Here is a 19,979-nt window from a genome sequence, read left to right as displayed (position 1 = left end):
GCTGCTCAAAAGCGCACCCCACGACCCCTCTAACCCGTGCCCACACCGATCGGCTGTTCGATTGTTAAAGAGCAATGCCGCGAATGCGGCGAAGGGCGGCATTATACAGGGCGGCGCATCGGGGTCAAGGAATTTCACCGCCCGCGAGTGCGGACGGTGGCTCGCCAATGGAGGGAAACGGCTTCCAGACGTTACGCCAGAGGGCTCAGACCAGCACCACGCGGGCGAACCTGCGTTTGCCCACCTGCGCGACCACGGTCTCGCCCCGGTGAAGGCGAAGCTGGGCGTCGGTCACCCGCGTCCCGTTCAGCTTCACGCCGCCCTGGCCGATCATGCGCAGCGCCTCCGAGGTGCTGGCCGTCAGCCCCGCCCGCTTGAGCAGTTGGGCGATGGGTAGCCCTTCGCCACCCGCTTCCAGGCTGACTTCGGGCATGGTCTCGGGCAGAGCCCCATACCGGAACCGGGCCTCGAACTCGGCCTGGGCCCGCGCCGCGGCCTCCGTACCGTGGAAGCGCGCCACGATCTCCCGGGCAAATTCCGCCTTGACGTCCCGGGGATTGCGGCCCTGGGCGACCTCCTCCTTCCAGCGCCGGACGGTCTCCAGCGGCTGGAACGACAGCAGCTCGATGTAGCGCCACATCAGCTCGTCGGAGACGGACATGAGCTTGCCAAAGATCTCCTGGGGCGGCTCGTTGATGCCCACGTAGTTGCCCAGGGACTTGGACATCTTGTTGACCCCGTCCAGGCCCTCCAGCAGGGGCATGGTGAGGATCACCTGGGGCTCCTGGCCGAAGTGCTTTTGCAGCTCGCGCCCCATGAGCAGGTTGAACTTCTGGTCGGTCCCGCCCAGCTCCACGTCGGCCTTGAGCGCCACCGAGTCGTAACCCTGCACCAGAGGGTAGAGAAACTCGTGGATGGCGATCGGCTGGTTGCTGCGGTAACGCTTGGCGAAATCGTCCCGCTCCAGCATCCGGGCCACCGTGTAGGTGGCGGCCAGGCGGATCATGTCGGCGGCGGTGAGCCGGTCCATCCAGGTGGAGTTGAAGACCACCTCTGTCTGCTCGGGCTTGAGGATCTTGAACACCTGCTCGGCGTAAGTCCGGGCGTTCGCCTCGACCTCCTGTCGCGTAAGGGGGGGGCGGGTCGCGTTCTTGCCCGAGGGATCGCCGATCATCCCGGTGAAATCGCCGATCAGGAACAACGCCGTGTGGCCCAGATCCTGGAACTGCCTCAGCTTGTTGAGCAGCACGGTGTGGCCGAGGTGCAGATCCGGGGCGGTCGGATCGAAACCGGCCTTGACCCGCAGCGGCCCCCCCCGGGCGAGCTTGCGGGCGAGCTCGTCCTGGGAGATCAGCTCTTCGCAACCGCGGCGGATCTGGGCCAAAGCCCGCTCGATCCCTAGAGAATCGCTCAAGTCCGTTTCCTTATTTCAAACAATAAAATAAATTGATTTTTTAAAAAAGTTTCTTAGAATCTGATTTTGGGGCGGGCGACAAAGCCGCTGCCCGCCATGTTCCCATCGGGAGACGGCGCGCGGGCTCGGTGCTAAAGTTGCATTTTTTTACAAACCCAGCCGGTCAGTGAGGGAGGCATGATCGAGCATGAGATTCTAACCGAAGACCGCACCCGGGCCGTCCGGCGCTCTCGCCGCTGGATGATGGTCCTCTTCGCCATTCCCCTCTTCGGCATGGTGGCCGCTTTCGGCATCGCCCCCGGAACCCAGGTCGAGACCGTCCCCCAGCGCAGCGTGGTGGAAGAGTTCGACCTGCTCCTCGCCACGGAAGAGCGGGAACCCGCGCTGGCCTTCTGGCAGGAAGAGGTGATCCAGAAAGGCGACACGGTGGGAGCCCTCTTGTCCCGCCTGGGCGTGGACAACGGGGATACGGTCGCTTTTCTCCAGAGTGTGCGCGGCAGCCCCGCCCTGCGCCGCCTGGTCCCCGGCAAAACGGTGAAGGCCCAGGTGAGCGAGGACGGCCGGCTGCTGGCGTTCCGGTATCTGGACGGGTCCAACGAGGAGTTCGCCGTGGACCGCTCCGACGAGGGCTTTTCCGTGCGCACCGCCGCCCCGCCGATCGAGCAGCGGGTCGTGCTCAAGGCGGGCACCATCGAGAGCAGCCTGTTCGGGGCGACCGACGCGGCCGGCATTCCCGACGCCATCGCCATCCAGATGGCGGAAATCTTCGCCTCCGAGATCGACTTCCACCGCGACATTCGCAAGGGCGACCGGTTCATCGTCCTCTACGAGGAGGAGCTTTATGACGGGGCGCCGATCCGCTCGGGACGCATCCTGGCCGCGGAGTTCGTGAACGACGGCAAGACCCACCGGGCCATCCACTTCGCCACCCCCGAGGGCAGCGGTTACTACACCCCGGAAGGCAAGAGCCTGAAAAAGGCGTTTTTGCGCTCCCCCCTCCCCTTCTCCCGGATCACCTCCGGGTTCACCCAGGCCCGTTTCCATCCCATCTTCAAGGAGTGGCGGGCGCACCGAGGGGTCGATTACGGCGCCCCCACCGGCACGCCCGTGCGCGCCACGGGCAGCGGGCGGGTCGCGTTCGCCGGCAAGCAAGGGGGTTACGGCAACATCGTCATCCTCCAGCACGCCGGAGGCTACAGCACCGCCTACGCCCATCTGTCGGGCTTCGCCCGGGGCATCCGTCCCGGCGCCCGGGTGGAACAGGGTCAGACCATCGGCTACGTGGGCATGACCGGCTGGGCCACGGGTCCCCACCTGCACTATGAATTCCGGGTGAACGGGGTGCAGCGGGATCCCCTCCGAGTGGTCATGCCGGAGGCCCCGCCCATCGGCGCTCGGCACCGGGCTGCGTTCAAAGCCGCTGCGGCGAGCCTCACCGCCCGGATGGACCTGATGCGCAGCGTGATGCTGGCCCGCGCCGAATAGTCCTGCTAGGCCCCAGGGGCTGACCGCCCCTGGGGCCCGCGAGCTCCTCTCCCATGCCTTCCGCCGCCTCGAGCGCCGTCGAGCGATACGCGGGCCTCATGTCCGGAACCAGCCTGGACGGGGTTGACGGAGCGGTGGTGGAATTCCAGGGCGACCGCGGACGGCTGGTGGCCACCGCCCACACCCCCTACCCGGACGCCCTGCGCGCAGAGCTCATGGGCCTCGCCCAGCCCGGGGACAACGAGCTGGAGCGCTCCGCCCTCGCCGCCCAAGAAATCTCCCGGCTCTACGCCGCAACCCTGAAGAGGCTGCTGGAGACCGCTCCGGGGAAACCCGCCGTGCGGGCGGCAGGCTGCCATGGGCAAACGGTGCGCCACCGGCCCGAGTCCCGCTTCAGCCTCCAGCTTCTTGAGCCCGCCCTGGTGGCCGAGCTGGCCGGCGTGCCGGTGGTGGCCGACTTTCGCAGCCGGGACCTGGCGGCGGGGGGCCAGGGGGCGCCCCTGGTGCCCGCCTTCCACCGGGCCCAGTTCGGCCTTAAGGGCCGCACCCGCGCCGTGGTCAATATCGGCGGCATCGCCAACGTGAGCGTGCTCCGCTCTGACGGCACCGTGCTCGGCTTCGACACGGGCCCCGGCAACGTCCTGCTGGACGCCTGGTGCCACCGGCACAGGGGGCAGCGGTTCGACGCCGGCGGCGCCTGGGCGAGCTCCGGCCGGCCGATCCCCGCCTTGCTCGAGACCTTGCTGGAAGATCCCTACTTCCGGGCGGCGCCGCCCAAGAGCACCGGCCGGGAACGCTTCCACGAGGCGTGGCTGAACCGCCACCTGCGGGGAGGCGAGCGCCCGGAGGACGTGCAAGCCACGCTCCTTCGGCTCACCGCCGAAAGCGTGGCGGCGGCCATCGAGGCCGCCTGCCCCGACGCCGACGAGGTGTACCTCTGCGGCGGGGGGGCCCGCAACGGCGCCCTGGTGGCGGCTTTGAGGGAGCGGCTCGGCCCTCGCCGGGTCGAGCTGACCGACGTCCTGGGAATCGCGGTGGAATGGGTGGAAGCCGCGGCCTTCGCCTGGCTTGCCCGCGCCACCCTCCTGGGTCTTCCGGGAAACGTGCCGGAGGCGACCGGCGCCGCAGGACCCCGGGTCCTGGGAGCGATCTACCCGGCCTGATCCGGGTGGGCTGGAGAGGCGGCGGGAGAGCTCCCGCCGCCAGGAGACGGCCTCCCGGGACTTACACCGAGAACGAGGAGCCGCAGCCGCAGGTGGTGACCGCGTTCGGGTTCTTGATGACGAACTGCGCCCCCTCGATGCTTTCCTGGTAGTCGATCTCGGCGCCCACCAGGTACTGGAAGCTCATGGGATCGATCAGCAAGGTGACGCCATTCTTTTCCATCACGGTGTCGTCCTCGTTGATCGATTCGTCGAAGGTGAACCCGTACTGGAACCCGGAGCAGCCGCCGCCGCTCACGAATACCCGCAGCTTCAGCTCGGGATTGCCTTCTTCGTCGATCAACTGCCTCACCTTGTTCGCCGCGCTGTCGGTGAAGATCAGCGGAGTCTCGGTCACTGCGTTCATGTTCCGCTCCTGGAAAAACCCGTTTGCTTTCATTATGAAGCCGACGTCGACCCGGGTCAATCGCTGGTGGCGGGCTTGAGGGTCACCACGTTTTCCTTCTCCGCCGCGGCCTGGTCGTGCACGAGCTGCCCGTCCACCAACGCGCCCACCTGGATCTCGATGCGGGCGTAGTGCACATCTCCCCGGACCCGGGATTTGCTTTGGAGTTCCAGGTATTCGGAAGCGTGGACGGGTCCCACCACCGTGCCGTTGATCACTGCGTGGGACACCCGGATCTCCCCCTCGATGGTGGCGTTTTCGCTCAGCACCAGGGTGCACGCGGACTCGCCCGAGGCGATCACGCTGCCCCGCACGTGCCCGTCGACCCGCAGCCCGCCGTTGAAGACGATGTTGCCGTCGATGCGGGTTCCCGCGCCGATGAGACAATCGATGCGATTGTGCGGCTTGGTCGGCTTGTTGAAGAACATCCCGGTTCCTCCCCTTACGAAAGAGCGGTGGTTTCGGTGACGAGAGCCTCCCGCCGTCCCTCGCCGTACACCTGGACCTGCAGGCTTTCCACGGCCGTCCCCGGCGGCACCTTGAATCGCCCCTCCACGCGCTGAAACACCCGGAAGCTCACGTTGAAGGCAGCGGGATCCGGGGCGTCCGGCCCGGGAAGGGGAATGACCGCCTGCCGCCCGCCCTGCACCACCCGCACCGCGAACTGGAGCCGGCCGCGAAACGGCTTGCCCTGGCCCGGCGGCTGTACCAGCAGGAGACTGTAGCGGTATTCGTCCGGGACGATGTCCCGCTCCAGAACGAAGCGGTGCACCGCGAGCTGCCGCCCCGGACCGACGCCGGAGGTGAGGCTCTCGAAGAACGCCAGATCCTCCTTGAGCTGGGCGTTCTCCTGGATCAGGGTCTTGACCTGGCGCGCCAGATCCTCCTGGGCCGCCCGCTCCACCTGCAGCTCGCCTTCGGCCCGGGCGGTGCGCAACCGCAGCTCCTCGTTCTCCCGGGTGAGCCGCTCGCTCAGGCTCCGCAGCCGCGCCAGCTCGCCCGCCGCCTCCGCCGCGCTGAAGCCCGCCACCTCCCGCCCGGTCTCGAACAACCGCCAAGCGAGGAACCCCAAGGCCACCGTGAGGAGCACGATGCTCAAGGTTCTCCAGTACCACGGGACCTGGGGGCGGATCGCCACTTGCGGCGCAGCGATGCCGAAGCGCCTGCGCAGATCCTTGAGCGCCATCAGGGGAACAAGGGCGCGTGGGTGAGCCCCAAGCCTTCCGGCAGCCCGAACATGAGGTTCATGTTCTGGACGGCCTGTCCGGCGGCCCCCTTCACCAGGTTGTCGATGACCGACAGGATCACCAGGGTGTCGCCCCCCTGGGGCCGGTGCACGGCGATCCGGCACAGGTTCGCGCCGCGCACGGAGCGGGTGTCGGGATGGCTGCCGGGGGGCAGCACGTCGACGAAGACCTCGCGGGCGTAACGCTCCTCGAACAGGGCCTGGGCGTCCGTTTCCCGGGTGAGCCGGGCGTAGAGGGTGGCGTGGATCCCCCGCACCATGGGGGTCAGGTGGGGCACGAAGGTAAGCCCCACCGGCCGACCCGCCGCCCGCGTGAGCCCCTGGACGATCTCCGGGTGATGGCGGTGGCCCGGTACCCCGTAGGCTTTGAAGTTGTCGGAGGCTTCCGAGAAGAGCAGGGGCAGTTCCGCCTTGCGCCCGGCCCCGCTCACCCCCGATTTGGCGTCGGCCACCAGGTGCGCCAGGTCCACGACCCCCGCCTCCACCAGGGGCAGGAATCCGAGCTGGACCGCCGTGGGATAGCAGCCCGGGTTGGCCACCAGCCGCGCCGAGCGGATGCGCTCCCGGTTCACTTCCGGCAGGCCGTAGACCGCCTCGGAAACGAGCGCGGGACTCGCATGGCCCATGCCGTACCACTTCTCCCAGGCGGCCACGTCCGCCAGACGGAAATCCGCCGAGAGGTCGATCACCCGCGCCCCCGCCCGGAGAAGCGCCGGGGCCTGTTCCATGGCGACACCGTTGGGGGTGGCGAAGAACACCACGTCGCATTCCGCCAGGGGCGCCGCCTCCGGGGCGGAAAATTTGAGCTGCACCTGCCGGCGCAGGCTGGGAAACAGCTCCGCCACCGCCATGCCCGCTTCCTTGCGGGAGGTGATGGCGTGCAGCCGGACCTCGGGGTGCTCCGCCAGGATCCGGAGCAGCTCCACCCCCGTGTAACCCGTGCCGCCGACGATGCCGACCTTGATCATGAGTCCCGCTTCCACCGCCTGGGCGGCTCCACCGATCGGTGCCGCCCGAAAAGAAAAAGGGGTGAACCCCGGCCGGCGGGGCCACCCCCAATGTCCCTCGTTGGTATCGTTCTTACCGCTTGGAGAACTGCTTGCGCCGCCGCGCCTTGTGCAGGCCCACCTTTTTCCGTTCTACTTCCCGCGCGTCCCGGGTGACCAGCCCCGCCTTGCGCAGCACGGGTTTCAGGGCTGCGTCGTAGTCGATCAGGGCGCGGGTGATGCCGTGGCGCACCGCGCCGGCCTGGCCCGATTCGCCGCCTCCATGGACGTTGATGCGAATATCGAACCGCGCTTCGTTGTTTGTCAAGACCAGAGGTTGCCGCGCGATCATGCGGCCCGTCTCGCGGGAGAAAAACTCGTCGATGGGTTTGCCGTTGACCCGGATCTCGCCCCGGCCGGGCTTCATGAACACCCGGGCCACCGCGCTCTTGCGACGGCCGGTGCCGTAGTAAAACTCGCCTATCATCGGCGCTCCTCAGATGTCCAACTGCTTCGGTTGCTGGGCGGCGTGGGGATGCTCGGGACCCGCGTACACCTTGAGCTTGCGAAACATGGCGTAGCCGAGGGGACCCTTGGGCAGCATGCCCTTGACCGCCTTTTCGACTACCCGCGCCGGAAAGCGCGCCTGCAGCTTGCGCAGGCTGGTGCTGTAGAGCCCGCCGGGGTAACCGCTGTGCCGGTAGTAGATCTTCTGATCCAATTTTTTGCCCGTCACGCGGATCTTGTCCGCGTTGATCACCACGATGTAGTCGCCGGCATCCACGTGGGGGGCGTAGATGGGCTTGTGCTTTCCCCGGAGCCGGCGCGCGATCTCGCTGGCGAGGCGCCCAAGCACCTTGTCCGTGGCGTCCACCACGAACCAGTCGCGCTTCACGTCCTGGGGCTTGGTCGAATAGGTTTTCATCGGACGATTCGATCGGAGGAAAGGCGCGAATTTTAGGTTAGTTTTCCTTTAAGTGTCAAACCACAAGCGCACCCGCCCGGGCGGGGAAATGGGGCGATGGAGGGAATGCGGGTGAACCGGGAGGACGCCCCATCCGGTCACCGTTGAGGCCAATGAATATCACGTGAAACTAATATTTTATAACTCTAATATTGCGTTGCCATAAAAGGCGATTATGCCGCCGGAAATGGAAAGAGATTCAATCTCGACTACCCAAAAGGAGAAAAAAAAGGCGCAACCTGATGGGGTTGCGCCGAGTTCCACCTTAGGAGGAGGATGGAGGAGACAACCATTGAATACCCATGACGAGCATTCAATGTAAGCGCATTATGCCTGAAATGAGCCGCCAATGCAAGTATTTTTTTGCATCGCGTCACAGAGGCCGCGAAAAATATTTAACAAATTGATTTTAAATCATTAACATGACGAGCGGGCCCATGGTCAAGCTTTTAGGAGGGTTCCTTCTCCCGCCCGCCTCCCTTCTGCTTGCCCTGTTAGCAGGCTGGGCCCTGCTCAAGCGGCGCCCGGGAGCGGCAAAAGCCTTTCTGGCCACCGGGATCCTCGGCCTGTGGATCGCCTCCACCCCGGCGGTGGCCTACCGTGCCTTGGGGCTTCTGGAGCCCCCTCCCCTCGCGGGAGATCCCCAGCGCGTCCAGGCCCAGGCCATCGTCGTACTGGGCGGAGGCACCCTGTTCGCCTCCCCCGAATACGCCGAGGACACGGTCGGTTCCTGGACCCTGGAGCGGCTGCGCTACGCGGCGCGGCTCGCCCGCGCGAGCGGCCTTCCGATCCTAGTCACCGGGGGAAATCCCCGCGGCCGCCCCCGCAGCGAGGCGGCCGCCATGAAGGAAGCGCTGGAAGAGGACTTCGGCGTCCCGGTGCGCTGGGCCGAGGAAGGCGCGCGCAACACCCTGGAGAACGCGCTGCGGTCGAAGGAAATCCTCGCTCCCGCGGGGATCACGCGCATCCTGCTGGTGACCCATGCGGCCCACACGCCGCGGGCGGCGATGGCCTTCCAGCAGGCGGGCTTCGAAGCGATCCCGGCCCCCACGGGATACGCGGCCCGGCTCGCCGGCGACGTGTTCGATTGGCTGCCCCGCGCCGACGCGCTCCTTGCCACCCGCAGCTTCCTGCACGAAGCCCTGGGCTATGGCTGGTATCGACTACAATGGGCGCTTCGTTAAAGTAGAAAAGCCCTTCGTAGAGGCGCCGGAAAAGGAGAGGAAATCTCCTCTTCGCGCGCATATGGCGCCTTTTGCGTTTAAGGAATAATTCTTTCTCTGTGTCCCTGCGCCTCTGCGGCGAACGGCCGGAAACCATACGGCGGAAAGGAGCGGACGTGAAGGCGAGGATCAAATGGGTCGAAGAGGCGAGCTTCCTCGGCCAGAGCGAGAGCGGTCATGCCATCCTCATGGACGGGCCGCCCGAGGCGGGCGGCCGAAACTTGGGGCCGCGCCCCATGGAGACCGTGCTCATGGGCACGGGGGCGTGCACCGCCTTCGACGTGGTGCACATCCTGAAAAAAGCCCGCCAGAGCGTCACCGACTGCGTGGTGGAGATCGACGCCGAGCGGGCGGCCCAGGATCCCAAGGTATTCACCCGCATCCACTTCCACTTCGTGGTGAAAGGCAAGGGCCTCAAGCCCGAGCAGGTGGAGCGGGCGATCAAGCTCTCGGCGGAGAAATATTGTTCGGCCTCCATCATGCTAGGCAAAACGGCATCGATCACCCATGACTTCGAGGTGCTGGAGACCTAGTCCCTTGGAGGCCTCTTGCGTCCGCTCCCGCTCCCACCGCTGCGCGGCTTCCGTGTCGCGGCCGCCCTCCCTCATGCTAGGCAAAACGGCGTCGATCACCCATGACTTCGAGGTACTGGAAGCGTAGGGTGCATTGAGCGAAGCGAAATGCACCGCCCTTGGGTGTAGCACCGGCACCGGACCTCGAAGCGCCGAAGCGGTGCGCCCAGGCGCACCCTACCGGCATGTAGGGTGCGTTGAGCCACGCGAAACGCACCGGCAGCAGCACCGGCGGCAGGTCCCGAAGCGCCGAAGCGGTGCGCCAAGGCGCACCGCTTCTACAACCCAAATCCGTAGGGTGCGTTGAGCCATGCGAAACGCACCGGCCAACAGAGGGCGGCGCTATTCACCCCCAATGCTGTCCGGAACGCTCGGCGCCACCCCCGCTGCCCAATCGAGCGGATACCGCCCCTCCCTGACGAACCGGTGGAAGCTGGAATAGGGCCACTGCGCGGGGGTCGAGCACAACCGGTGCTTGACCGGGTTGTAATGAATGTAATCGAGGTGTGCCGCGAGATCCCGCTCGTCACGAATGGTGTGTTCCCAGAATCGCCGCTGCCATATAAGCCGCTCGCGCCGCTTGGCGCGGGAGAAAGCCGCCGGCTGCGTTTCATCGCCTCCCGCCCCCCAGCGTCTGGAGACCGCCGACTTGATCATGCGCCAGCGCCCCGAATAATCCGCATCGCCTGGTGGAAGCCGCCAGATGCAATGCAGGTGGTCGGGCAAGAGCACCCATGCCACGATCTGGAAAGGATGACGGGACCGTACCAGGCGGATCGCCTCCCGCAGGGCCTGGCGCATGGGCTCGGTGCAAAGCCAGGGGCGTCGTTCGTACGCGACCACCGTACAGAAAAATGTGGCGCCCGGAGTCCGATTTCGCCGGTAGTTGGGCATGCAGGAACCCCCTTTCTCCTGCTGCAAACGATACGCTGAAGCGCCGAAGCGGTGCGCTAAAGCGCACCCTACAACTCCATTCGCCTCGATCTCCTCTGCGCGCTTGAGCGCGCCAGAGGGCTACACCCAATACGCCGTCGACGTCATCACCCGGGAGGTGACCCGCATGGCGAGCCGCACCGGCGCGGGCAGCTCCGCGCCGCCGTGATAGAGCGCCGTGGAGGCATGGCGCGCCTCGTCGATCTTCATCTGGAGGAGGATCGCCCGGCTCTTCCTGTCCTGCTTGGGCAGCCGCTCCAGGTGTCCGTCCAGGTGGCCTTCCACCTGCCGCTCGGTCTCCGCCAGGAAGCCCAGGTTCCAGCGGTCGCCCAGGAGGCCCGCCACGGCGCCGATGGCCAACGACCCGGCGTACCAGACGGGATTGAGCACGCTCGTGCGCCCGCCGAGTTCCGCGAGCCGCGCCTCGGTCCAGGCGAGATGCTCGGTCTCCTCCTGGGCCGCCTTGCGCAGGGTCGCCTGGATCGCGGGATGGCGCGCCGTCAGGGCCTGGCCCTGGTACAGGGCCTGGGCGCAGATCTCCCCGGCGTGATCCACCCGCAAGAGCCCCACCACCCGCCGGCGCTCGTCGTCGGAAAGGGGCGCCTCGGGAAGATCGCTCCCCGGCCGCTTGCGGGCCGAGGGGGCCGGGGCGAAGAGGGTGCGCAGGGCGTTGTCCAGGGTGATCAGCAGGGGGTCCAGGTTGAACATTTTTCGCGGGTCGCCTCAACGGCGGACGTGTCAATGCGAAGGCGAGGCTCAGGCGGCGCGCTGGAAGCGCGCCTCTGCTGCCTCTACGAGGACTTAAGCAGTCCGTCAGGAAGCCGAGTCGACAACGCCGTCATGTTCGCGTTCCGAATCGTAGTCTGTTTTGGATTTATCGATGCAATCACGGCATTTCACGCCTGTCAAGGATATCGCACCGGGTAGACTTGAGAGCGGTGCGCCAAGGCGCACCCTACGGGCCTCGTAGGGTGCGTTGAGCCACGCGAAACGCACCGGCGGCAGGTCCCGAAGCGCCCCAAGCGGCGCGCCCAGGCGCACCCGACAACTAACCGGGAAAGAAGGCTTTGAGGATAAGGGCGAGCACGCCGCCCAAGAGGAGGCCCAGCATCCACTTGACGACCGTGATGTCCGCTTTGATGGGCGCGAGCTCGATTTGCAAATCCTTCTTGGTCACAAGATCCGCCTCGCCCTGGGCATCCCGGAAAGCGTCGGCCAAGGCTTCGGCCTGTGCCTCGGTCATGCCGGCCTCCTGCAGGCGCCGGATGAACTGTGGGTGTCGAAGGTGATGGTGGCCACGGAAAAAGTCTAGCACGAAACGCCCAAAAACCGGGCGCCTCGGTCGTAGGGTGCGTTGAGCGCAGCCGAAACGCACCGCCAGCGTGCGGGTGCCTGCGGAGCTGTGCTAACCGGGAAAGAGGGCTTTGAGGATAAGGGCGAGCACGCCGCCCAGGAGGAGGCCGAGCATCCACTTGATCAAGGTCATCTCACCCTTGAGCGCCTCGAAGCGCGCTTCCAGCTTCATCTCGAGCGCTCGAAGATCCTGCTTCGTGGCGAGCTCCGCCTCCCCATAGGCTTCACGGAAGGCATCGACGATCGCCTCGGCTTGGGCTTCGGAAACGCCCGCTTGCTGCAGGCGCCGGATGAACTTGTGGGTGTCGAAGGAAATGCTGGCCATGCCAGAAGTCTAACATGAAACCCGTCAGAGGCCGGGCGCCTCGGTCGTAGGGTGCGTTGAGTGAAGCGAAACGCACCAAATCCTAGCACAAGAAAACGCCCGGGGCTTTGGGCGTCGGGCCGAGCGAAACGCACCGGCATACGGAATCAGGGGCCTTGGAGCGGTGCGCTAAAGCGCACCCGACGGCGCTCAAGCGGTGCGTCGTGCGCGGGCGCGCCAGTAACCCGGGCGGCGTTTACCGTGGGCGACGGCGAGCACTTCCACCTCATCACCACGCAGCCGGTAGATCAAGCTGTAGGGAAAGCGAGGAAAAACGTAGCGCCGGGTGCAAGCGGCATACCGAGGCCACCTGGTCGGTGCCGTGGAAATCGCCACCACCGCGTGTTGGAGTTCTTTGCGAGACCCCTCCGCAGCGGCCTCGCTGCGTTCGGCGTACCATTCGAACGCTGCCAGGACCTCTTCGGCAGCGGCCGGGTAGAACCTAACGCCCGCCGGCACGCCTGTCGCCGAAGAGCTTCGCCCGGAGCGCTTCCCAGGAGACGGCCTGAACGGCTCCGCCGTCGAGCTCAGCCATGCGGCGCTCGATTTCAGCGAGCCAGGCCTCTTCTACGCTCTCCTCCGATCCGGGCTCCAGGCTTTCGATCAACAGGCCCGTCAGTGCCGCCCGTTCCTCGGGGTCGAGCCCCATCGCTTCCTCGTACAGTTTTTGTACCGTGGTTCCCATGGGCTCACCGCTCCTGCGACCCTTACGATGTCAACACAAGATAAGGCCAAGCCCGCCCAGCATGCAAGTCAGCCGTAGGCTACGAGACGTGGGGTGCTTTGGGCGTAGGCGAAACTCACCGGTCACGGGACAAAAGACCTCCGAGGCGGTGCGCTAAAGCGCACCCTACAGGCGTCGTAGGGTGCGTTGAGCCGCAGGCGAAACGCACCAATGCCCGGTGGAAGCGCCCGGACGGTGCGCTCGAGGGCACCCGAGAGCGACCGCCCCGGATCATTCCAGCGCAATTCCTTCGCAAGCCGCAATGTCCCGAATGTCGGCCGCGAGTTGTGGGAGATGCCGTTCGACGATATTCCAGACGAGGTGGATATCGACGCCCAGATACTGGTGGGCCAGCACGTTGCGGGATGCGGCGATTTGCGCCCACGGTGTCCCCGGATACCGGGCTTTGAGGTCATCGATGCCCATGTCCCTGACCGCCTGACCGATGACCTCCAGGTTTCGGATGACCGCGTCCTGGGTCTTCTTGTCGGCCAAAAAAGCTTCTTTCCCATCGCGGACGTATTCTTCGATCCGGCGAATGCAGTCGTGAATGTGCCGGATGTAGACGGAGCGGTCCTTGCTCAAAGGGGTTGAGCCTCGGTCAGGATGCGGTCCTTCAAATAGGGGCTGAGGGCATTGGGGGTCAGCACATCGGTCCTGCGGCGGAGAAGCTGCTCCAGATCCTGCTGGAGGGCCACCAGATCGTACAAGGTGCGGCCTTCCTCCATGTCCACCAGTAAATCAACATCGCTCGACGTCTCTTCCGATCCGCGTACGGCGGAGCCGAAGACCCGCACGTTGTGCGCGCCGTGGCGTGCCGCGATCTCGAGGATTTCCTGCCTGCGCTGCCTCAGCTGTTCCAATAACCCCATCGGCTCACCGTTACCGCCTGTTCGAGCGTTAACCCGGCCATCAACCCCTGCCTCTTCTCGGCGCCCAATAGCCTAGCACAAAGATAAAATCGGGCGCTGCGCCAAGGCGCACCCTACAACCCAAATCGTAGGGTGCGTTGAGCCGCAGGCGAAACGCACCGGACAGCGGAGCACCGCCCCCGTAGGGTGCGTTGAGCCGCAGGCGAAACGCACCGGACAGCGGAGCGAAAACCTCCAGAGCGGTGCGCCCAGGCGCACCCGACAAAAAAAACCGGGCGCCCGAAGGCGCCCGGCGAAAGCCCGCTTTAAGCGCGGTGGCGGCTCGTGGCCGCCCGCGCGCTTTAGAAGCTGTGGCGGACGTGGAGCGCGAAGGCGTCCGGATCCCGTCCAGCCGCAGCCGCGCCACTGCCAATACCAGCAGGGTTCACAAAGAAGTCGTACCCGGCGTTGGTGTCGTTCTTGATCTTGGTGTAGTAGGCGTAGGCCACGGTGCGCTTGGAGAAGTGGTAGCCCACCCCCACGGTGTAGTGATCGGCGCCGCTGTCGCCGATCCCGCAACCTGGCATGCCACCCACGAAGGTGGTGGTAGGCGTGCCGCCCGCGCAGGAGCCGTCCACATCGTCGGCGTGGAACCATTGGGCGCGCAGGTCGAAATTACCCATGCGGTGGGAGCCCACGATGCCCCAGGCGTCCCGCTCGGCCTTAGAGCCGGCGGCCACCACGTTTTCGTACTCCAGGCTTTCCCACACGGCGCCAACGAAGGTGTTGCCCTGGTTGAAGGTGTAGCGCACGCCCACTTTCCACCCGGTGTCGTCTCCCTTGGAACCACCGGTGGTGCGCTGCTCGTTGTGCTTCGCATAGGCGGCGTCGATGCCCAGGCCCATCCACTCGTAGCTGGCGCCGATGGCCCAGCGGTCTTGATTCTGAGCGTTGGTTTTACCCTCGTCGGGGGCATAGGACACCTTGAACGAGAAGCCGGCGAACTTGGGCGACCAGTACTGGACGATGTTCGACTGCCGGTTGCTGAAGCCCGCTGACGTGCCGCCGACGCCGTTATTGTTGCCGATCAGGGCCTCGATGTCGGGCATGCCGGTGGCGTAGAAGCGGTCGTAGCCGATGGTGGCGAGCTTGTACGGCTCATCCCAGCGGCCCAAGAACACATTACCCCAGTTGCCGGAGAGACCCACGGCGCTGTTGCGGCCCGCCCAGGCGCCGCTGGTGGAGCCGTCGGGACGGACGTCGTTTTCCACTTGGAACCAGGCCTTCAAGCCCCCGCCCAGGTCCTCCTGGCCCTTGAAGCCGATGTTGGACGAGTTGCTGTTCACCCGGGTGCGGCGGGCGTCCGTGGGATTGTCGTTGTCCACGGACTCCAAGCTCATGTTGAGGGTGCCGTAGATGGTCACGTTGTCGGCGGCCGTGGCGGCCAGGGGGGCGGCCAGGGCGCCGGCGACGGCCAGCGCGATCAACTTCTTGTTCATGCGGTTTTCTCCTCTGAAGAATCGCTGCTCTAAATAAGGATGGTTCGCGAACGTTCCTTATTTCCTCGACTTCCCTCCCCAAGGTCGAGAAGTCGAGGGTATTGTGGCAAGGGGGCGGCCCGGGAAACAAGAAAAAACCGCCTAAACGCCCCCCCCGGACCCCCCATTTGTTGCGCGGACGCAACACCTCCCGGCGGCTGCCGGGGAGCCCGTCCGCCCAAGGACTTAGGGAAAAATATTGCAACGGCGCCTCAAGGCGCTTGACAAATCCGCCGGCAAAAACGCAACAGGGGCGGCGGGAAGGGTTAGAAAATACGATATATCAAAGGCTTATGCCGATGCGGCGCGCCCAGGCGCATCCGACGGGCATCGTAGGGTGCGTTGAGCGAAGCGAAACGCACCGCCCCCGTAGCACCGGGCGGCAGGTCCCGAAAACGCCGGAGCGGTTGCGCCCATGGCGCACCCGGGCGGGGGCTCGAGCGGCGGCAAGCCCCGAAGCGCCCCAAGCGGTGCGCTAAAGCGCACCCTACAACCCCGAACAGGCATCGTAGGGTGCGTTGAGCGCAGCCGAAACGCACCGCCCCCGTCGCTTGGTCAACAGGCAAACGCCCGCTCGAGGGATCGCCGCACCGCCCTCCGGTCGACCTGGGCCAGGGCGCCCAGCTTGCGGACGACAAAGCGATGGTCCAGCGTGAACAGCTTCATGCGCACCACGGAGGGCGCGGGCAAGCCGGCGCGGGCGAGATCGGCAAGGCGCACATCCAGCGGCCAGGGGGGGTTCTTTGCGCTCGTGATCATGGCCATGACGCTGTGCCCCACCGGATCGTTGAAGGCCTCCCGGTCGGACAGCACAAGGGCCGGGCGCCGCTTTTGCCGGGCCGAATCGGTGAACGGGAAGGGCACCGCCACTACGTCAAACCTTTCATAGGCCACGATAGGCCTCCTCGTCGTTTTCCGACGCCCATTCGCTCAACGTCCCGACGACGGCTTTGGCGTATTCCACGTCGAGGGGTGACACCCGACGCAGGACGACCTTTTGGCCTTCCACCTCGAAGGCCACCCTGTCGCCTTTCTCGATACCCAGCCGCTTGCGCACCTCGGCAGGGATGGTTGCCTGGTATTTGCTCGTGACTTTCGACGCCAGCATGATGACCGCCTCCATGCGTATTGCAGTATTACTGTATGGCGGCACGAGCGGGGCGTCAAGGGACCCGGGGGGCGGGAAGCGTCGTAGGGGGCGTTGAGCCACGCGAAACGCACCGCCCCCGTAGGGTGCGTTGAGCGACGCGAAACGCACCGGGCGGCAGGACCCGAAACGCCGGAGCGGTTGCGCCCAAGGCGCACCCGGCGGGGGCTCGAGCGGCGGCAAGCCCCGAAGCGCCCCAAGCGGTGCGCTAAAGCGCACCCTACAACCCCGAACAGGCATCGTAGGGTGCGTTGAGCGCAGCCGAAACGCACCGCCCCCGTCGCTTGGTCAACAGGCAAACGCCCGCTCGAGGGATCGCCGCACCGCCCTCCGGTCGACCTGGGCCAGGGCGCCCAGCTTGCGGACGACAAAGCGATGGTCCAGCGTGAACAGCTTCATGCGCACCACGGAGGGCGCGGGCAAGCCGGCGCGGGCGAGATCGGCAAGGCGCACATCCAGCGGCCAGGGGGGGTTCTTTGCGCTCGTGATCATGGCCATGACGCTGTGCCCCACCGGATCGTTGAAGGCCTCCCGGTCGGACAGCACAAGGGCCGGGCGCCGCTTTTGCCGGGCCGAATCGGTGAACGGGAAGGGCACCGCCACTACGTCAAACCTTTCATAGGCCACGATAGGCCTCCTCGTCGTTTTCCGACGCCCATTCGCTCAACGTCCCGACGACGGCTTTGGCGTATTCCACGTCGAGGGGTGACACCCGACGCAGGACGACCTTTTGGCCTTCCACCTCGAAGGCCACCCTGTCGCCTTTCTCGATACCCAGCCGCTTGCGCACCTCGGCAGGGATGGTTGCCTGGTATTTGCTCGTGACTTTCGACGCCAGCATGATGACCGCCTCCATGCGTATTGCAGTATTACTGTATGGCGGCACGAGCGGGGCGTCAAGGGACCCGGGGGGCGGGAAGCGTCGTAGGGGGCGTTGAGCCACGCGAAACGCACCGCCCCCGTAGGGTGCGTTGAGCGACGCGAAACGCACCGGGCGGCAGGACCCGAAACGCCGGAGCGGTTGCGCCCAAGGCGCACCCGGCGGGGGCTCGAGCGGCGGCAAGCCCCGAAGCGCCCCAAGCGGTGCGCTAAAGCGCACCCTACAACCTGGAGAAAGGCTGCGGCGAGGCGCGACCGACCAGGCTACCCCATCCCCTCCCTAACCCGTCCACGGCCCGGCCTGCAGGCCGGACCGGCTCCGCGGGCGAGAGAGCTGTGCTCTGCGAAACCCCCGCTCCGCCCCCTTGAAGGGGAGGGAACCCATCCCCTCCCTAACCCTCCCCTTGAAGGGGAGGGGACCCTACCCCAGCCCGTCCACGGTCTGGCATGCCCCTGTCATCCTGCCCCTTCAAGGGGGAGGCCGGGAGGGGGATGGGTGGGCGCGGGCAATTTTTGAGACAGGTGCTCAGAGGGTATACGGCACCAGGACGAAGTCCCACCGGCCGGGAGGGAAGTCCTTCACGTTCCGCGTCGCCAGGCGCAGCTCGTGGTGCTGGGCGAGCGCCACTTGAAACGCGTCGGGCAGCTTCCAGCGGTGCCGGCGGCGTAACTCGGCGGCCCGGTCCGCGATGGGCTGATCGATGGCCAGGGTCGGAAAACAGTCGAGCAGGCGCTTCGCCAGGGCGGCCGCTCGGGTCCCGAAACCGGCCAGCACTTCGGCCCGGGTGATGACCGAGATGGCCGCGCTGCCCCCGCTTTGGGCCAGGTAGCGGGTGGCGGCATCGATCCCGTTGAAGTGATCGATCAGAATCACCGAGTCCAAGAGGACCGTCACCGGCGCCTGTCCCATTCCCGCCGCAGACGGCGCTGATAAACGAGGCCATCATCGCCTTTCCACATCCCCCGGGTCTTCTCCAAGAGTCGTTCCATGCGGGGCGCGGACTCGCACCGCTCGCGCAATTGGCGAACGGCTTGTCGGACGATCTCGGTCATGGGAACGCCTTCTTGCCGGGCTTTGCGGTCCAACCAGGCCTTGTCTTCCGGATCGAGACTCACGACCGTTCGGATCATTCTTTCACCGCGATATCGACTTTTAAGAAATGATATCGTCAATTCGCCGGGAGGCCAATGCAGACAGCGGCGGCCCGGCGGAATTCGAAACGCGCCCCGATCGTCCCGTCCGCGCCGGGCCCGGCAGGCCCGCCGGGTATAATCCGCCCATGGAATGGGACGTGGCGGTGGTGGGCGGCGGGTTCGTGGGGCGGGCCCTCGCCCGGGCGCTTCGGGGCAGCGGGCTCGCGGTGGCGTTGATCGACGCGGAGGCCCGGGCACGAACCGCAGGGGGCGTCGAGGGAGGCGAGACGCGCCGGAACGACACCGGAGAGCGGTGCGCTGAAGCGCACCCGACAAGCCCGATCGACGCGGCAGCGCCGGGGCGAACCGTCGAGGAACTCGAGGGGCGCGAGACGGTCCGAAATGGCGCCCCCGCGCCCCCCGGGGTCCTTCCCGGCTGGGACCCCCGCGTCTACGCCGTGAGCCCCGGGAGCCGGGCGTTCCTCGCCGAGCTGGAGGCGTGGGCCCGGCTCGATCCCGCCCGCGTCGCGACCGTGGAGCGCATGGAGGTCTACGGCGACGACGCCCGCTCCCGGATCGTGTTCAGCGCCTACGAGCTGGGGCGGCCGGCGCTGGCCTATATCGTGGAGCACCGGGCGCTCCAGGCGGCCCTCGAGTCCGCCCTGGCGGGGCAGGCGAATCTCGCGTGGCGGCGGACGCCCCCGCCCGCGGGCCTGGCCTGGGGCCTCGAGGGCATTGCCCTCTCCCTGGAAGGGGGCGAGACCCTGGAGGCTCGGCTGGTGGTAGGGGCGGACGGGGCGAACTCCTGGGTGCGGCGCCAAGCGGGAATCGAGGCGACGGAGAAGCCCTACGGCCAGCAGGCGGTGGTGGCCCATTTCCGCTGCGAGCGCCCCCACCATAACACCGCCTTCCAGTGGTTCCGGGAGGACGGGGTGCTGGCGCTGCTGCCCCTGCCGGGGGAGTGCGTCTCTATGGTCTGGTCCACCTGGGACGCGCACGCGGCGGCGCTCCTCAACCTGGACGATTCCGCACTGGCCGCCCAAGTGGAGGAGGCCTCCCGGGGCGTGGTGGGGGGGCTCGCCGTGATCTCGCCGCCGGCGGCCTTTCCCCTGCGGCTCGTGAAGGTTAAGCGGCTCGCGGCGCCCCGGGTGGCCCTCGCGGGGGACGCCGCCCACACGATCCATCCCCTGGCCGGGCAAGGGGTTAACCTGGGCTTCCAGGACGCGCGGGTGCTGGCAGAGGTCCTCAGGAACCGGGGGCCGGTGACCGACTGCGGCGACTACTTTCTGCTGCGCCGCTACGAGCGGGCCCGCCGGGAGGAGGTGGCCCTGATGCAGCTCGCCACCGACGGGCTCGCGCGCCTCTTCAGCGCCCGGGCCTGGGGCGTCGGGTGGCTGCGCAACACGGGGCTGCGGCTGGTGGACGCCCTCACGCCCGTGAAAGCGCGCCTGGCGCAACAGGCGCTGGGCGAGGCGGTCGAATGAGGATAATGTAGGGTGCGTTGAGCCGCGCGAAACGCACCGGCGGGCCGGCAAAGTACCGCCGGATGCGGTGCGCT

27 protein-coding genes are annotated in these 19,979 nt (G+C 66.6%); 5 read left to right on the top strand and 22 right to left on the bottom strand.

Annotation, left to right across the window (positions count from 1 at the left end; genetic code table 11):
• Positions 1–205 precede the first annotated feature (205 nt).
• Positions 206–1,414 carry a tyrosine--tRNA ligase gene (gene tyrS / locus ACTFO6_RS14960; protein ID WP_439935245.1) on the bottom strand — a complete coding sequence of 403 codons (1,209 nt, stop codon included), beginning with the start codon at positions 1,412–1,414 and terminating at the stop codon, positions 206–208.
• Positions 1,415–1,591: 177 nt separating this feature from the next.
• Between tyrS and ACTFO6_RS14955 the strand changes: the two genes are divergently transcribed.
• Together ACTFO6_RS14955 and ACTFO6_RS14950 are read left to right on the top strand one after the other, a co-directional pair.
• Positions 1,592–2,899, top strand: coding sequence for a M23 family metallopeptidase (locus tag ACTFO6_RS14955; protein ID WP_439935244.1), 1,308 nt, complete (start codon positions 1,592–1,594; stop codon positions 2,897–2,899).
• A gap of 53 nt (positions 2,900–2,952) precedes the next feature.
• Positions 2,953–4,062 (top strand): anhydro-N-acetylmuramic acid kinase, encoded by a 1,110-nt coding sequence (locus ACTFO6_RS14950; protein WP_439935243.1) that lies wholly within the window; start codon positions 2,953–2,955, stop codon positions 4,060–4,062.
• A 61-nt stretch (positions 4,063–4,123) separates the two neighbouring features.
• Here ACTFO6_RS14950 and erpA read toward each other — a convergent pair whose 3' ends face one another.
• The 6 genes from erpA to rplM all read right to left on the bottom strand — a co-directional run bounded on the left by erpA (position 4,124) and on the right by rplM (position 7,664).
• The gene (gene erpA, locus ACTFO6_RS14945) at positions 4,124–4,468 is read right to left on the bottom strand and encodes an iron-sulfur cluster insertion protein ErpA (protein WP_439935242.1); all 345 of its coding nucleotides are present in this window, start codon (positions 4,466–4,468) and stop codon (positions 4,124–4,126) included.
• A gap of 56 nt (positions 4,469–4,524) precedes the next feature.
• Positions 4,525–4,935: a bactofilin family protein gene (locus ACTFO6_RS14940; protein ID WP_439935241.1), complete on the bottom strand. Its 411-nt coding sequence runs from the start codon at positions 4,933–4,935 to the stop codon at positions 4,525–4,527.
• A gap of 14 nt (positions 4,936–4,949) precedes the next feature.
• Complete coding sequence (locus ACTFO6_RS14935; protein WP_439935240.1) at positions 4,950–5,693, bottom strand: DUF6776 family protein; 744 nt, start codon at positions 5,691–5,693, stop codon at positions 4,950–4,952.
• Positions 5,693–6,721, bottom strand: a complete 1,029-nt coding sequence (gene argC, locus ACTFO6_RS14930; RefSeq protein ID WP_439935239.1) for an N-acetyl-gamma-glutamyl-phosphate reductase — start codon at positions 6,719–6,721, stop codon at positions 5,693–5,695. Before argC ends, ACTFO6_RS14935 begins: the two co-directional genes overlap by 1 nt.
• 112 nt (positions 6,722–6,833) lie before the next feature.
• Positions 6,834–7,226, bottom strand: a complete 393-nt coding sequence (rpsI, locus tag ACTFO6_RS14925) for a 30S ribosomal protein S9 (protein ID WP_439935238.1) — start codon at positions 7,224–7,226, stop codon at positions 6,834–6,836.
• Between the two features lie 9 nt (positions 7,227–7,235).
• On the bottom strand, positions 7,236–7,664 hold the full coding sequence (gene rplM / locus ACTFO6_RS14920; protein WP_439935237.1) for a 50S ribosomal protein L13: 429 nt from the start codon (positions 7,662–7,664) through the stop codon (positions 7,236–7,238).
• Between the two features lie 476 nt (positions 7,665–8,140).
• On the opposite strand from rplM, the gene ACTFO6_RS14915 reads away from it, so the two are divergent.
• Positions 8,141–8,887 carry a YdcF family protein gene (locus ACTFO6_RS14915; RefSeq protein WP_439935236.1) on the top strand — a complete coding sequence of 249 codons (747 nt, stop codon included), beginning with the start codon at positions 8,141–8,143 and terminating at the stop codon, positions 8,885–8,887.
• A 155-nt stretch (positions 8,888–9,042) separates the two neighbouring features.
• Positions 9,043–9,459: an OsmC family protein gene (locus ACTFO6_RS14910; RefSeq protein ID WP_439935235.1), complete on the top strand. Its 417-nt coding sequence runs from the start codon at positions 9,043–9,045 to the stop codon at positions 9,457–9,459.
• 381 nt (positions 9,460–9,840) lie between these two features.
• Here the strand turns inward: ACTFO6_RS14910 and ACTFO6_RS14905 are convergent, their stop codons facing one another.
• The 15 genes from ACTFO6_RS14905 to ACTFO6_RS14835 all read right to left on the bottom strand — a co-directional run bounded on the left by ACTFO6_RS14905 (position 9,841) and on the right by ACTFO6_RS14835 (position 18,418).
• The gene (locus ACTFO6_RS14905; protein ID WP_439935234.1) at positions 9,841–10,392 is read right to left on the bottom strand and encodes an REP-associated tyrosine transposase; all 552 of its coding nucleotides are present in this window, start codon (positions 10,390–10,392) and stop codon (positions 9,841–9,843) included.
• A gap of 120 nt (positions 10,393–10,512) precedes the next feature.
• Positions 10,513–11,139 (bottom strand): 2-polyprenyl-3-methyl-6-methoxy-1,4-benzoquinone monooxygenase, encoded by a 627-nt coding sequence (gene coq7 / locus ACTFO6_RS14900; RefSeq protein WP_439935233.1) that lies wholly within the window; start codon positions 11,137–11,139, stop codon positions 10,513–10,515.
• 340 nt (positions 11,140–11,479) lie between these two features.
• Entirely contained in the window at positions 11,480–11,674 is a 195-nt protein-coding gene (locus ACTFO6_RS14895) for a DUF1640 domain-containing protein (protein WP_439935232.1), read from the bottom strand.
• Positions 11,675–11,836: 162 nt separating this feature from the next.
• Positions 11,837–12,109: a coiled-coil domain-containing protein gene (locus ACTFO6_RS14890; RefSeq protein ID WP_439935231.1), complete on the bottom strand. Its 273-nt coding sequence runs from the start codon at positions 12,107–12,109 to the stop codon at positions 11,837–11,839.
• A gap of 189 nt (positions 12,110–12,298) precedes the next feature.
• Complete coding sequence (locus ACTFO6_RS14885) at positions 12,299–12,607, bottom strand: type II toxin-antitoxin system RelE/ParE family toxin (RefSeq protein WP_439935230.1); 309 nt, start codon at positions 12,605–12,607, stop codon at positions 12,299–12,301.
• On the bottom strand, positions 12,591–12,833 hold the full coding sequence (locus ACTFO6_RS14880) for an addiction module protein (protein ID WP_439935229.1): 243 nt from the start codon (positions 12,831–12,833) through the stop codon (positions 12,591–12,593). The genes ACTFO6_RS14885 and ACTFO6_RS14880 overlap by 17 nt, the downstream gene beginning before the upstream one ends.
• A 270-nt stretch (positions 12,834–13,103) precedes the next feature.
• A complete protein-coding gene (locus ACTFO6_RS14875) occupies positions 13,104–13,457 on the bottom strand; it encodes a HepT-like ribonuclease domain-containing protein (RefSeq protein WP_439935228.1) in 354 nt (117 codons plus the stop codon).
• On the bottom strand, positions 13,454–13,744 hold the full coding sequence (locus tag ACTFO6_RS14870; RefSeq protein WP_439935227.1) for a nucleotidyltransferase family protein: 291 nt from the start codon (positions 13,742–13,744) through the stop codon (positions 13,454–13,456). Before ACTFO6_RS14870 ends, ACTFO6_RS14875 begins: the two co-directional genes overlap by 4 nt.
• Positions 13,745–14,085: 341 nt before the next feature.
• Positions 14,086–15,222, bottom strand: a complete 1,137-nt coding sequence (locus ACTFO6_RS14865) for a porin (RefSeq protein ID WP_439935226.1) — start codon at positions 15,220–15,222, stop codon at positions 14,086–14,088.
• A 594-nt stretch (positions 15,223–15,816) separates the two neighbouring features.
• Positions 15,817–16,155 carry a type II toxin-antitoxin system PemK/MazF family toxin gene (locus ACTFO6_RS14860; protein ID WP_439935225.1) on the bottom strand — a complete coding sequence of 113 codons (339 nt, stop codon included), beginning with the start codon at positions 16,153–16,155 and terminating at the stop codon, positions 15,817–15,819.
• Positions 16,145–16,384, bottom strand: coding sequence for an AbrB/MazE/SpoVT family DNA-binding domain-containing protein (locus ACTFO6_RS14855; RefSeq protein ID WP_439935224.1), 240 nt, complete (start codon positions 16,382–16,384; stop codon positions 16,145–16,147). The genes ACTFO6_RS14860 and ACTFO6_RS14855 overlap by 11 nt, the downstream gene beginning before the upstream one ends.
• Before the next feature lie 312 nt (positions 16,385–16,696).
• The gene (locus ACTFO6_RS14850) at positions 16,697–17,035 is read right to left on the bottom strand and encodes a type II toxin-antitoxin system PemK/MazF family toxin (protein ID WP_439935225.1); all 339 of its coding nucleotides are present in this window, start codon (positions 17,033–17,035) and stop codon (positions 16,697–16,699) included.
• The gene (locus ACTFO6_RS14845; protein WP_439935224.1) at positions 17,025–17,264 is read right to left on the bottom strand and encodes an AbrB/MazE/SpoVT family DNA-binding domain-containing protein; all 240 of its coding nucleotides are present in this window, start codon (positions 17,262–17,264) and stop codon (positions 17,025–17,027) included. Before ACTFO6_RS14845 ends, ACTFO6_RS14850 begins: the two co-directional genes overlap by 11 nt.
• 549 nt (positions 17,265–17,813) lie before the next feature.
• Positions 17,814–18,182 (bottom strand): PIN domain-containing protein, encoded by a 369-nt coding sequence (locus ACTFO6_RS14840; RefSeq protein ID WP_439935223.1) that lies wholly within the window; start codon positions 18,180–18,182, stop codon positions 17,814–17,816.
• The gene (locus tag ACTFO6_RS14835; RefSeq protein WP_439935222.1) at positions 18,179–18,418 is read right to left on the bottom strand and encodes a ribbon-helix-helix domain-containing protein; all 240 of its coding nucleotides are present in this window, start codon (positions 18,416–18,418) and stop codon (positions 18,179–18,181) included. The genes ACTFO6_RS14840 and ACTFO6_RS14835 overlap by 4 nt, the downstream gene beginning before the upstream one ends.
• Positions 18,419–18,567: 149 nt before the next feature.
• On the opposite strand from ACTFO6_RS14835, the gene ACTFO6_RS14830 reads away from it, so the two are divergent.
• Entirely contained in the window at positions 18,568–19,905 is a 1,338-nt protein-coding gene (locus tag ACTFO6_RS14830; RefSeq protein ID WP_439935221.1) for an FAD-dependent monooxygenase, read from the top strand.
• The last annotated feature ends 74 nt before the right edge of the window (positions 19,906–19,979 follow it).

The sequence above is a fragment of the Pelomicrobium sp. G1 genome, assembly GCF_051905455.1.
Lineage (GTDB): Bacteria > Pseudomonadota > Gammaproteobacteria > Burkholderiales > UBA6910 > Pelomicrobium.
Note: the sequence above shows the minus strand (reverse complement) of the source record. Positions and strands in the feature narration are given on the sequence as shown.